Genomic DNA, 11,618 nt, shown 5'->3' with positions numbered 1-11,618 from the left:
TGGCACAAATCGCCTGGACAGCCCCCGCCGCCCGTCGGCGCAGTCGCGTCCGGGATCAGAAAACGATCTCGGTGAAGCGGTACCAGTCGCCGTCGAGATGCCGGTATCCGATATCTCCCTCCTGCACCGGGTCACCGATGTCGTCGGTGCCGCCGGGCAGGTGCGCGACCCCGACGGCGTCGAACAGCCCGCCTTCGGTGTAGAAGTGGCAGCCGCCGGGCCGCGGCGTCACCATGTACACCTCGTACACGCCGAGGCGCATGTCCCCGTATGTGGCCGGGCAGTCCTCGGCGTAGCGCGCGAGGTCACCCTTCGACAGTTGCCATCCGATCCGTCCGGGTACGCCGAGGACGGCCAGGGTGACCGTCACGGCGACGATCGTGGGAGCGATCCAGATGCGACGGTCGGGCCGGAAGCGCCAGAGCCGGACCCCCGCGAGCGCCGTCCAGACCGCACCGAGACCGACGAGGGCGTAGCCGGCGATGATCACGAGGACGAACGACGCGATCGGTTGCAGCGCCGCGAGCAGCAGGGCCGCGCACGCGATGGTCACCAGAATCGGCAGCACCACGCCGACCACGATCCGCCACCAGCGGGGGGTGGCGTCGCGTTCGCGCGCATTCGTCGTCACGGCACCGTGCTTAGCATGCGCGGCCCCGCCCTGTCGCGATCACTGCGCCCAGGGCGGTGTGAGCTGCGTGCCGTCGTTCAGGGTCGCGGTCAGGCCCGGGGTGGTCGTGACCCAGACGCCAGCCCCCTGCGGGCCGCCGTCGACGACCACCTCGGCGCCCGCCCGCACCAGCGCGACGTTCCCGGGTTCGACCTGGCTGGGGGTTCCGTCGATGGTGATGTGCAGCAGTCCGTCGAGGACGAGGAGCACCTCGTCACGGCTCGGGCGATGGGCGACGCCGCGCGACCCCGGCGGCACCGTCAGCTTCCAGGCGCACAGCTGCTCGCTGTTCCGTGATGCCACATAGGACGCGAACGTGCTGCCGTGCGCGTCGAACCGGACAGTGTCCGTGATTCCGAGAACCGTCATCTCTGCTCCATTCATATAGTCAACGTTCTTGACTATATAGTCAATCAACTTGACTTTTCTGTCAAGATGGGAGGATGACCGACTTCCCGGATCTTCCGGCGCTCGTGCTGCGCGCGGCGACGCAACTGGTCGACGCCATCCAGGACGGTGTCGCCGCGCGCGGATTCACCGACGTGCGGCCATCGCACGGATTCGCCTTCGCCCGGATCAGCGCGGGCGACGCCACCGCATCCGACCTCGCAGAACATCTGGGTGTCACCAAGCAGGCCGCCGGTCAGCTCGTCGACCAGCTCGTCGAGCGCGGCTACGTCACCCGTGAAGCGGACCCCACCGACGCGCGGGCCCGCCTGCTTCGCCTGACGGACAGGGGCTGGGCGTGCACGCGGGCCGCGGACGACGCGGCGCGGGAGGCGGTCGCGCAGTGGGAGCTCCGGCTCGATCCTGCAACCTACGCAGCCCTGGGCACCGCGCTGCGGACGGTGGTCACACCGGGAGGCCTCCGCCCTTCGTGGTGACCGCCCTTCGTGGTGACCGTCCTTCGTGGTGACCGTGTGTATCGGTGCCCGGCCCGCGTGTGAAACCGCCTCCGGCCGGGTACCCCGCAAACCCGAAGCCGGTCGACACGAACGGGAGACCACGATGATGCGAGCACTGATGCTGGCGGCGGGCGCGGCCGCGGCCGGGTACGCCCTCGGCTCGAAGTCGGGTAGAGGCACCTACAAGAAGATGATGGGTCAGTCCGCAGACCTGTGGCACAACGCGGGCGTGCAGGACAAGGTGAGCGAGGCGTCGAAGGTCGTCAAGGAGACCGTTCCCCACGTCCAGGAAACAGTCGGGGCACTGGCGAAGAAGGCGGGCCAGCGCACCGGCATCAAGTCCTGACCTTCCTGCCGGGGGCGGCCGGCCGATCTCAGCCCAGCAGCTCCGGCAGGTCGACCGGTCGGCCGAGCACGTGCTCGGACAGGAACGCCTCGACCGTCCGGTACCAGATCGCGGTGTGCTGCGGGCTGAGCACCCAGTGGTTCTCGCTCGGGAAGTACAGGAAGCGGTGGACGGTGGTGCCGTCGTCGTCCGCGGGCAGACCGGATTCGGACAGCAGCTCGTACCACAAGCGCAGCCCTTCCCCGATCGGGACGCGATAGTCCTTGTCGCCGTGGATGACCAGCATCGGGGTCACGATGCTGTCGACGTACAGATGGGGCGAGTTCTCCACCGCCATCTCGGGGGTCATCTCCCGCTGCCAATACCACGCGGCGTCGGTGGTGGGCGCGAACTGGTCGAGCGCCCACAGGCTCGCGTGGGTGACGATCGCGCGGAACCGGTCGGTGTGCCCGGCGATCCAGTTCGCCATGTAGCCCCCGAACGATCCGCCCATCACGGCGGTGCGCTCGGCGTCGATCTCGGGCAGCGTCTCGGCGGCGTCGGTGATCGCCATGAGATCGGTGAACGGCTCCTTGCCCCAGCGGCCCCAGCCGCGCTGCACGAAGTCACGTCCGTACCCGGTGGACAGGGCGGGGTCGGGCAGCAGCACCGCGTATCCCCGGGCGACGAGCAGCCACGGGTTCCACCGCCACGACCAGGTGTTCCACGAGTTCAGCGGGCCGCCGTGCACCCACAGCAGCAGCGGCACCGGTGTATCCGCGGCGGCAGCGGCGGGCTGGGCCAGCCAGCCGCGCACGGGTGTGCCGTCGGCGGCGGTCGCGTGCACCTCGGTGAGCCGGCCGGGGAGCTCCGGCAGCTCGCTCGGCGCCCGCAGCGGGGCGACGGTACCCCGGTCGTCGCCGGTCAGGGCGATCCGCACGGGATGCGGGGGCGCCTCGTAGGACGCGCGCAGCGCGTACGCGAACCTGCCGTCCGGCGCGACCGTCACGTCGGTGTAGGCGGCGTCGTCGGTGGTGAGCGGGACGGGCACCTCGTCGCCGAGGGTGAGCGCGAAGATCGGGGCGCGGCCGTGGTCGTCGGCGGTGAGCAACAGGCCGGAGCCGTCCGGCAGCCAGGCCAGCGAGGTGGGCCAGCGGTCCCAGCCGAGGGCCGCGCCCCTCGCCTCCTTGGTGGCAAGTTCGCAGATGCGCAACGTGATTCGCGGCGGGTCCTCGGGAGTGGTGACGGTCTCGTGGAGGAACGCCAGGCGCGTGCCGTCCGGGGAGATCCGCGGCGACGTGGCGTTGCCTCCCTCGTCGTCGACGAGGGAGGTGCGCAGGCCGCTCTCGAGATCGACGCGCACGAGCGTTGTCCGGCGGGAGGCGAGCGGGCCGGGCACCGACCATGTGGTGACGGCGAAGCTGCCGTCGGCTGCGACGTCGAGTGCGGCGTTGCGCAGCGAGCCGCGGATGCCGGGCGTGAGGTCGCCGAGGATCCCGTCGGCACCGACGGAGATCAGATGCGGACGGTCGGGACCGAGGTCGGCATCCCAGTAGCGGACGGGATAGCCGGTGTGCAGGACGGCGGACACCTTGGCGTCCTTGCGAGCGGTACGGATGCGCTCGTCGTCACTGTCGTTGTGGCCCAGCACATTTGCCGTCACAACGATCCGGTCGGCGCGGGCCGCGGTGTGTACCGCGGAGACACCGCCCGCGCGCTGCGCGATCTGCTCGGCCTCTCCCCCGTCGGCGGGCAGCCGCCACAGCGAGACCGGATCGTCTTCGCCGCCGCGCGAGGCAATGAACAACAGGTCGCCCGATGCGGTGAACACCGGGTTCGATTCGCCTTTCGCACCATGGGTGAGTCTGCGCGCCGGACGCTGCCCGGCCGGGTCGAGTTCCCACAGCGCGCCGACGTAGGCGGTGGACTTCTCGTCGAGTGTGGACTGCGCGATCACCGCGCGCGTGCCGTCCGGGGACAGCGCGAGCGCGGTGACACGAGGCAGCGCGAGGTAGTCGTCGAGGTCTTCGAACGCCGTCATAGGCGTCACCCTAATGGCGGCTTCCGCCCGGTTGTTAACCTGTTTGCCGAGCGATCGTGGCCGCCGTCCACGACCCCACCTCGAACGGAGAACACTGCTGTGGTCGACCTCGCCTTCGTCATCGCCGGTTCGGAAGCGACCGGGGGCGCCGGCCTGCAGGTCGACCTGAAGACGTTCCAGCAGCTGGGTGTGTACGGCGTGGGTACCACGACCTGCATCGTCTCGTTCGATCCGGAGAACAATTGGGGGCACCGGTTCTTCCCGGTGCCGGCCGAGGTGATTGCCGACCAGATCCAGGCAGCCACCGCGGCGCACGACCTCGCTGTCGTGAAGATCGGAATGCTCGGCACGCCCGCGACGATCGATGTGGTCGCCGAGGCTCTGGGCCGGCAGTCCTGGCGGCATGTGGTGCTCGATCCGGTCCTGATCTGCAAGGGCCAGGAGCCGGGCGCCGCGCTGGACACGGACAACGCGCTGCGCACCCAGGTGCTGCCGCACGCGACGGTCGTGACCCCGAACCTGTTCGAAGCGAAAACGCTGTCGGGCATGGACGCCATCGAGTCCGTGGACGACCTGGCCGAGGCCGCCAAGCGCATCCACGATCTCGGCCCGCAGTACGTCGTGGCGAAGGGTGGCGTGGAGCTGCCCGGCGAGGATGCAGTCGACGTTTTCTTCGACGGCAACGAGATGACACTGCTGTCCGCACCGAAGGTCGGCAGCGAGCGCGTCTCCGGCGCCGGTTGCACGCTGGCCGCGGCGATCACCGCCGAACTCGCGAAGGGCACCGACGTCGCCCGGGCCGTCCGGATCGCGAAGGACCTCGTTACCCGCGGCATCAAGGGCCGGGTGTCGGCGAACACCCCGTTCGACACGGTGTGGCAGGGCGCGTAACCGTTGCCTTCTGGTGAGCAAACGTGAGCGTGCTCTGTTCCGTCGGGCAGCCTCGCCTTGCGGCGAGGCGCTTCCTTCAGGTTTCGCAGCCACCAGCGCCGCCGGAGCGGTCGTCTTACGGTCGGCTCCACCACATCGAAGCAGGCACTCTGCTCCGCCCGCGCCAAACGCGCGAGATTGACCGCGGCGTTGAGATCACGATCGATCTGCAACCCGCAGTCGTTGTTGTCGCAGACGTAGAGGCGTTCTGCCAGGGTCGGTTTGGCTTTCGCGGAACCGCAGCCGGAACACGTCTTCGAACTTGGGTACCACCGGTCAGCCCACACACGCACGGACCCGTACCAGATGGTCTGGTAGTCGAGCTGGGGGGGGAGAACTCACCCAAACGTCGGCGAGGCGAACGCCTCACGCAATTGGACGACGCCCGCAAGGGCGGTTTCGTATCCGCGGGCGGACGCGGGTGGTACTCGGACAACCTGCGGAAGTTCCCCCGCTGACCCGGCTCGCTCACCGTCGACGGCAAGCAGGTGAGCGTCCGAAGCCTCGGTCTCAACGCCCCGTACGGGAAGGAAGTCTCCGAGCCGATCGAGGACATCGGCAAGTAGTCGTCGAATCAGCCACTCGGCGGATGTGATCGTTCCGGCCGGTTGTCGACGACCGCCTCGGTGACCGCAGCTTGGAAGTCCTGCGATTCCATGACCTACTTCTTCGAGTTCATCATGGTCTCGTTGACCAAGTCCCGGTAGTCGAGCAACCTCTGCGCAAGTTCCTGCACAGACTCCGGGAGCTGTGACTCGGTGAACAACTCGGCGCCGAAGAGATCGTTCGTCTTGTCGACGACGACCTGCAAGGCGACCTGCTTCGGCAGCCTGCACACTGATGGAACCAAGATCGTACTGCTGGCTGGCCACACCGCAGAATCGGCAGCACTGACCTGCAGTCCCTCCTGCACCCGCACTGCCATCTCGCGAACCGGTCGTGAGCAGTAACAGAACAGATCCCACGAGCCCCACACGTATCATGATCGGCAACCGGGTCGGGGCCGGTCGCTTCATTCCGCCCTCACGCCCGGGCACCGCCACCCCGAGCAGAGGAGTCGACATTCTTCCGAGCACGTCGAGATCGGTGGTCGAGGCAACGTTGCCGGTGGTCGGCGCCCACATCGGCACCATCTCACAGGTCTTCTACGAACGACTGTTCCGCGCGGTCCCGTCGCTGATCGACACCTTCAACCGGACCAACCAGGCCAACGGCGACCAGCAGCGAGCACTCGCCGGATCGGTGGCGTCCTTCGCCTCCCTGCTCGTCTCCGACGATCCCGTCGACATCGACGCAGTCATGGCACGCATCGCCGCCAAGCACGCCTCGCTGGGAGTTCGCGCCGCCCATTACGAGATCGTGCGAACCCACCTGTTCGCCGCCATCGGCGAGGTTCTCGGCGAAGCGGTCACGCCGGAGGTGGCGGCGGCCTGGCACGAGGTCTACACCTTGATGGCCAACTCGCTCGTCGAGCAGGAGACCGCGCTGTACCAGCGGGCCGGCGTCACTTCGGGCGACGTCTGGCGCACGACCATCGTCAGCGAACACGAGTACGACGGTGCACACGCCGCGACCCTGTACCTCCGTTCGGAGGACGGCTCTCCCCTGCCCGCCTTCCTTCCGGGGCAGTACATCTCCGTGCGCGTGCCGCTCCCCGAGGGAGGAGAGCAGATCCGTCAGTACACCGTCTTCCCCGGCCGCACCCGCGGCGAGTGGGCGATCACCGTCAAACGCATTCCCGGCGGGTTCGTCTCCCCCGTGCTGTGCGACGGCGTACGCCCCGGCCACCGCCTCGTCGTCTCCCCCCCGTTCGGGGTCCTGGTGGTCGACGGCGGCGACGAGCCGCTGCTGCTCGTCTCCGCCGGGGTGGGAGTGACCATGACCATCGCGGCACTGCGTCACCTGCTGGACCGGCGCGATCCACGCAGCATCGACGTGGTCCACATCGATCGGACCCCCTACGAGCAACCCCACCGCACGGAGATCAGCTCTCTCGTCGGCGCCCTCCCGAATGCGCGCCTGCACGTCCGCTACACCGAGTACGACGAGATCCGCAGCGACGGCCGGACCCCGCTGTCCGGGCTGCCGCTTCCCACGAACGCCCAGACGTACGTGTGCGGACCGATCCCATTCATGCGTGCGATCCGATCCGACCTCGTCGCCACCGGTGTCGCACCCCAGACCATCCACTACGAGGCATTCGCGCCGGGATCGTGGTTCGGCCTGGAAGACCCCCCACCACCGCCGAAACTCATACGAGAACAGATCAGATGGGCCGTTCAACCCTCACATCGAGCCGACGGGCCGCGGCACAGTCGACGGCGTCCACGGTGAGAGGTGACCGCCGTGCGTGACCAACACCCGCCCGGTTGCGCAGCCGGAAGTTCGTCCGCGCTCTCGCTGGTGCTCGATGCCCCGCCGGCTGGTTCGCCGCGAGCGCCGGCGCCCCGACGAGGGAAACTTCCTGCTCCCCACCGGCCGGCCGGGGACTGCCCAAGTCCCGTGTCGGCGGTGCCGTGGTAGCGGGCCACGGCCAGGGTCAGCCATCGTTCGAGTTCGGGCGAGGGTCAACCGGCGGTGACCTGCGGGTCGTAGGCGCCGCGCTCGGGTATGTCGAGCCGTACGCGATTGTCGTAGCGACGTCGGTCCGGAAGTGATCCGGCGCATTCTGCCTGCGGCTGAGGCCGGCGATGTGTCTACCGGCCGACAGCGACCTGTGTAACGCCCTGCCCGTTGTGTCCGACACCAACCATGGCCGCGGTGAACCATCCCCCTGCGTTCATCGCGGCCTCTCAGGGCTCCTCCTCCATCGGGCATGCACCAACCCGGCGTGGACCAGGCGGATCAGTACGTCCCGAAGCACGTCCGGGTACAGCACATTCGCGTCGTGGAGCACGGTGAAGGTCACGTCAGTACACCCCGAAATCCTCGGACAAGGCGGCGAGGTCGTCGTCGGCGCCGCGGGCTCCGCCCTGCTGCGTGCGACGGTATTCGAACAGCGACGCCGCCAGGATCCGGCGGTGCCGGCCCACCAGCCGGTACCGGATGAGACCTGCATCGAGGAGTTCGATCACGTGCGGGCGCGTGACACTCAGCAGCCCAGCGGCCTGCTGGTGGTCAGCTCCGCATGCGCGGGGACCACGATCACGCCTTGGCCTGCCGCCATGTTCGCCAGTACCGCCCGGATCACGTCCAGTGCAGCGGCGGGCAGATGTACCGACTCCGAGGTTCCCGCCACGGTGATATCGACCGTGTCGGCACCCGCGGTCGGCCCACAGTGACGCACCGTGCAAGAGGCAGGTGGTCCCGAAAGCCTGGCCGTGTCCGAACGAGGACAGGTGGTCTTCCACATCCACTACCGGGATGCGGCCCGAGTAAGAAGCCACCCGGCGCGGTGAACGAGCGCACCGACCAGTGCTCCCAACGCGCCCCCACCGAGAACCAGAGCAGCCATGTAGCCGTAGGCGGAGGGAGTATCGATGCGGGCCGAAGCAAAGTCGAGCGGTTGGTAGCCGGCGGTGTAGAAGTCGAACGGGCGGGAGGCGTACCACCACAGCACGGCAGCGCCAGCGATCCCGCACAGAAATCCGAAACCGGTGAACACCAGCACTGTCACCGTCGCAGACCTCGACCGCGGGTTCACGACAGGTCCGTACCCGAGCCGTCGGGTACTTCCGTCGAGGTCGCGGTGTTCTCCGGTGTGCCGTATCCGGGCATGTTCCACAGTTGCGCGGGTTCGAGTGCACTGTCGCCACCGGGCCACAACCGCAGGCGCCACACATCCCCCGGGGTGGTCGAGCCGGGCCAGCCGTAGTTGACGAAACCGCGGCCCGAGACCTCGACCACGTACTGTCCCGGCGGCACCGCGACAGTGACCGGTTCGGTGGTCGGTGACGACAAACTCAGGATCCCGGGCGCGTCGATCTCGAGGTGGCCTTCGCTGACCTGTTGCCATTCGGATCGGTCGGCTGCGGGGCGACAGGCGAAGACCTGCACGTCAATGCTCATCTCGAAGTTGTTCTGGTGCGGACACAGCACCACGAGCATGCTGCCGTCGCCGGCGCTGGGCTGCTCCGCCTGGGCCTGTTCGAGCAGATCCATCTCGTTGTCGATGTCCCCGAGCCCGCCGTCGAGGCAGAACTGCCCGTAGTCCATCGCCAGCACCACCGTCGACTCCAGGATCGGGCTCGTCTGTGCGTTCACGGCGTGATCTTGACATGCCTGCCCGACAGCGCGGCGGTCCCGCGCCGGGAGAGCGCGGGTACTGCACCGAAACCAATGTTGACGGCGGATTCGACTCGAAGGGATCGTCGTCGATCTCTGGGGATCGGTTTGCCGGTCTCCGCCGCATCTCAACAACCGATGTCGGCCCCGAGGGGACGGTCGGGTCAGGAAAAAGCGCCGTGGCGGCCCTCGCCGGAGGCGAAGCGCGCAGCACCGCCGACGGCGTCGCTGGTGTAGGACTCCATGCCGATGGCGTACTCGGCTGCCATGGCCTCGGATTCGGAGCGGCCGGACTGTTCGTAGACCGATCGGCGGTCGTTGCGCATGCACGTTTGGGGGAACTGAGCGATCTGCCGAGCCAGATTTTCGGCGGTTTCGCGGGTCGTTCCCGGTTCGACGACGCGGTTGGCCAGGCCGAACTCGAGTGCTTCTGCTGCGCCGACCGGTCGGCCGGTCAGAATCATGTCCAGGGCTCGGCTGGCGCCGATCAACCGCGGCAACCGGACGGTGCCGCCGTCGATGAGCGGCACTCCCCAGCGCCGGCAGAACACCCCGAACACGGCATCGGATGCGGCGACCCGTAGATCGCACCAGATGGCCATCTCCAGGCCGCCGGCGACCGCGTAGCCTTCCACAGCGGCGATGACGGGCTTGGACAAGGTCAGTCGCGTCGGCCCCATCGGTCCGTCGCCGTCCTCGCTGAGAACATTGCTTTCGTCGGTACCCACGGCTTTGAGGTTTGCCCCTGCGCAGAAAGTGCCGCCTTCGCCGTAGAACACGGCGACATCGGCCTCGGGATCGATGTCGAACGCTTTGAAGGCGTGGGCGAGCTCCGCGGCCATCGGACCGTCGACAGAGTTGCGGCGTTCGGGACGAGTCATGATCACGGTCGTCACGCGATCCCGTGTCTCGACCTGAATTGACCCGTACTGCATCGTCATGCCTGTACCTCCCGGCTCCACAGCGGTTCCCGCAGCGCACGCCGCAAAATCTTGCCCACCGCGGACTTGGGAATGGTGTCGGTGACGTGGATGCGTTTAGGCACCTTGTATCCGGCCAGGCGCCCGCGCACTGTCTGCTGCAGCTCTTTCTCGGTGGCGTGCATGCCGGGCCGGAAGGCGACGAATGCGGTCACTGCCTCGACCCACAAGGGATCCGGAGCGCCGACGACGGCGCATTCGGCGACCGCCGGATGCTCGGACAGTGCGTCCTCCACCTCACGTGGATAGACGTTGTAACCACCGGAGACGATCATGTCACTGCTGCGATCGACCAGGTGGTAGTAGCCGCGCTCGTCGACGTAGGCCATATCGCGGGTGCGGATCCAGCCGTCCTCGGTGATCATCTCGGCGTTCAGCTCGGCAGCGTTGTGGTAGCCGAGCATCCGTGAAGGCATCCGAGCCTGGAACTCGCCGATCTGGCCGGGCTCGACCGGTGTGCCGTCGTCGCCGATGAGGCGGATGTCGGCATCGACGCACGGCTGTCCGCAGGAACCGAGCAGGCTCGGATCCTGATGGTCTTCTTTGGTCAGGACCGTCAATGCCAGGGGAATCTCGGTCTGACCGTAGTACTGCACGAAGATCGACCCCCACCGGTCCATGGCCTGGCGGATCAGAGGGCGGGGCATCGGGCTGGCCCCGTAGATCACAGTCCGCAGCGACGAGACGTCCGCCGAGTCGAGTGCGGGGCTGGCGAACAGCATCCCGATCATCGTCGGCACCAGGTTGATTTCGGTGGCGCGGTACCGCTCGATGGCCTGCAGAAAGCCCTCGGGCTCGAACTTGTCGAGAATTGCTGTTGTCCCCCCACGTACCCAATAGGGCAGCACGAATGTTCCGCTGGCATGGATCATCGAGGCCGCATGCAGCATCACCGAATCCGGCGCCGGAGAAATCAGGTTCGACAGAATGTTGCGGGTGATCCCCGCCCACGAAGCTTGGGTGTGAGTCGCTGCCTTCAGCACGCCGGTAGTGCCCGAGGTATGCAGGAGCAGGACCGGATCGTCGGCCGCCACCTCGACGTGTGGTTCGTCCGTGGAGGCATTCTCGGCGGTGTCGAGCAGGTCGATGCCGCCGCCGGCTGCCGATGCGCCGAGTCCGATCACGATCAGGCCGTCGACAAGGCCGCGTAGCTGTTCGGCCGGTTCGGTGAGCGCGGCGTCGTGGAGCAGGAACTGCGCTCTCGTACCGTCGATCATGCGCTTGTGTTCGGTGACGGACAGTCGCGCGTTGAGCGGCACGCGCACGATTCCGGCTTTCATGCAGGCGAAGTCCACCGCGACGGTCCACAGACCGTTGCCCGACAGGATCGCCAGGTGCGTGCCTTTGACGATTCCCAGCTCGGCGAATACAGCGGCGAACCGGTTGGCCGCTTCGTTCACCTCCCGGAAGGTCAGTCGATCGTCTCCGTAACGCACGGCGATGCGATCCGCGTGGAGCGCAGCGCCCCGTCGGATCAGGTCAACTGCCAGGGTCATAGCCATCCTCCAAAACAGACCGATTGATCGGTCTAAGTAGAATGTAT

At 67.7% G+C, this 11,618-nt stretch carries 14 protein-coding genes and 1 pseudogene; 4 read left to right on the top strand and 11 right to left on the bottom strand.

The window, feature by feature from the left end; translation table 11 throughout:
* Positions 1-55 precede the first annotated feature (55 nt).
* The gene (locus tag RZ1_RS07835) at positions 56-631 is read right to left on the bottom strand and encodes a hypothetical protein (RefSeq protein WP_072810737.1); all 576 of its coding nucleotides are present in this window, start codon (positions 629-631) and stop codon (positions 56-58) included.
* Between the two features lie 39 nt (positions 632-670).
* A complete protein-coding gene (locus tag RZ1_RS07830; RefSeq protein WP_072810736.1) occupies positions 671-1,039 on the bottom strand; it encodes a cupin domain-containing protein in 369 nt (122 codons plus the stop codon).
* Between the two features lie 74 nt (positions 1,040-1,113).
* Here RZ1_RS07830 and RZ1_RS07825 point away from each other — a divergent pair, with 74 nt between their 5' ends.
* On the top strand, positions 1,114-1,554 hold the full coding sequence (locus tag RZ1_RS07825) for a MarR family winged helix-turn-helix transcriptional regulator (protein WP_072810734.1): 441 nt from the start codon (positions 1,114-1,116) through the stop codon (positions 1,552-1,554).
* A gap of 124 nt (positions 1,555-1,678) precedes the next feature.
* On the top strand, positions 1,679-1,921 hold the full coding sequence (locus tag RZ1_RS07820) for a hypothetical protein (protein ID WP_138999133.1): 243 nt from the start codon (positions 1,679-1,681) through the stop codon (positions 1,919-1,921).
* A gap of 28 nt (positions 1,922-1,949) precedes the next feature.
* Here the strand turns inward: RZ1_RS07820 and RZ1_RS07815 are convergent, their stop codons facing one another.
* Complete coding sequence (locus RZ1_RS07815; protein WP_072810992.1) at positions 1,950-3,941, bottom strand: S9 family peptidase; 1,992 nt, start codon at positions 3,939-3,941, stop codon at positions 1,950-1,952.
* 99 nt (positions 3,942-4,040) lie between these two features.
* Between RZ1_RS07815 and thiD the strand changes: the two genes are divergently transcribed.
* Positions 4,041-4,832, top strand: a complete 792-nt coding sequence (thiD, locus tag RZ1_RS07810) for a bifunctional hydroxymethylpyrimidine kinase/phosphomethylpyrimidine kinase (RefSeq protein WP_072810991.1) — start codon at positions 4,041-4,043, stop codon at positions 4,830-4,832.
* A gap of 45 nt (positions 4,833-4,877) precedes the next feature.
* Here thiD and RZ1_RS07805 read toward each other — a convergent pair.
* Both RZ1_RS07805 and RZ1_RS30450 read right to left on the bottom strand, forming a co-directional pair.
* Positions 4,878-5,197 (bottom strand): annotated as a pseudogene (locus RZ1_RS07805) (zinc ribbon domain-containing protein); the annotation flags it as partial.
* Positions 5,198-5,532: 335 nt separating this feature from the next.
* Complete coding sequence (locus RZ1_RS30450; protein WP_169917884.1) at positions 5,533-5,709, bottom strand: hypothetical protein; 177 nt, start codon at positions 5,707-5,709, stop codon at positions 5,533-5,535.
* A gap of 269 nt (positions 5,710-5,978) precedes the next feature.
* Between RZ1_RS30450 and RZ1_RS07800 the strand changes: the two genes are divergently transcribed.
* Positions 5,979-7,205, top strand: coding sequence for a globin domain-containing protein (locus tag RZ1_RS07800; protein WP_238071912.1), 1,227 nt, complete (start codon positions 5,979-5,981; stop codon positions 7,203-7,205).
* A 575-nt stretch (positions 7,206-7,780) separates the two neighbouring features.
* Here RZ1_RS07800 and RZ1_RS31200 read toward each other — a convergent pair.
* From RZ1_RS31200 to RZ1_RS07770, 6 genes are all read right to left on the bottom strand, one after another.
* Positions 7,781-7,945: a hypothetical protein gene (locus RZ1_RS31200; RefSeq protein WP_238071909.1), complete on the bottom strand. Its 165-nt coding sequence runs from the start codon at positions 7,943-7,945 to the stop codon at positions 7,781-7,783.
* A gap of 17 nt (positions 7,946-7,962) precedes the next feature.
* The gene (locus RZ1_RS31195) at positions 7,963-8,109 is read right to left on the bottom strand and encodes a hypothetical protein (RefSeq protein ID WP_238071908.1); all 147 of its coding nucleotides are present in this window, start codon (positions 8,107-8,109) and stop codon (positions 7,963-7,965) included.
* Between the two features lie 117 nt (positions 8,110-8,226).
* The gene (locus tag RZ1_RS07785) at positions 8,227-8,487 is read right to left on the bottom strand and encodes a hypothetical protein (protein ID WP_238071907.1); all 261 of its coding nucleotides are present in this window, start codon (positions 8,485-8,487) and stop codon (positions 8,227-8,229) included.
* Positions 8,488-8,510: 23 nt separating this feature from the next.
* A complete protein-coding gene (locus RZ1_RS07780) occupies positions 8,511-9,074 on the bottom strand; it encodes a hypothetical protein (RefSeq protein WP_238071906.1) in 564 nt (187 codons plus the stop codon).
* 185 nt (positions 9,075-9,259) lie between these two features.
* On the bottom strand, positions 9,260-10,036 hold the full coding sequence (locus tag RZ1_RS07775) for a crotonase/enoyl-CoA hydratase family protein (protein WP_072810726.1): 777 nt from the start codon (positions 10,034-10,036) through the stop codon (positions 9,260-9,262).
* Positions 10,033-11,571 (bottom strand): class I adenylate-forming enzyme family protein, encoded by a 1,539-nt coding sequence (locus RZ1_RS07770; RefSeq protein ID WP_072810725.1) that lies wholly within the window; start codon positions 11,569-11,571, stop codon positions 10,033-10,035. Before RZ1_RS07770 ends, RZ1_RS07775 begins: the two co-directional genes overlap by 4 nt.
* Between the last annotated feature and the right edge of the window lie 47 nt (positions 11,572-11,618).

It is taken from the genome of Rhodococcus zopfii NBRC 100606 = JCM 9919 (genome assembly GCF_001895025.1).
Taxonomy (GTDB): Bacteria; Actinomycetota; Actinomycetes; order Mycobacteriales; family Mycobacteriaceae; genus Rhodococcus; species Rhodococcus zopfii.
Note: the sequence above shows the minus strand (reverse complement) of the source record. Positions and strands in the feature narration are given on the sequence as shown.

What these genes read in the sequence shown, in the direction of transcription:
- RZ1_RS07775 (WP_072810726.1), bottom strand. Translation starts at nt 10,036, where the DNA reads ATGACGATGCAGTACGGGTCAATTCAGGTCGAGACACGGGATCGCGTG.
- RZ1_RS07830 (WP_072810736.1), bottom strand. Translation starts at nt 1,039, where the DNA reads ATGACGGTTCTCGGAATCACGGACACTGTCCGGTTCGACGCGCACGGC.
- RZ1_RS07815 (WP_072810992.1), bottom strand. Translation starts at nt 3,941, where the DNA reads ATGACGGCGTTCGAAGACCTCGACGACTACCTCGCGCTGCCTCGTGTC.
- RZ1_RS07820 (WP_138999133.1), top strand. Translation starts at nt 1,679, where the DNA reads ATGATGCGAGCACTGATGCTGGCGGCGGGCGCGGCCGCGGCCGGGTAC.
- RZ1_RS07770 (WP_072810725.1), bottom strand. Translation starts at nt 11,571, where the DNA reads ATGACCCTGGCAGTTGACCTGATCCGACGGGGCGCTGCGCTCCACGCG.
- RZ1_RS07825 (WP_072810734.1), top strand. Translation starts at nt 1,114, where the DNA reads ATGACCGACTTCCCGGATCTTCCGGCGCTCGTGCTGCGCGCGGCGACG.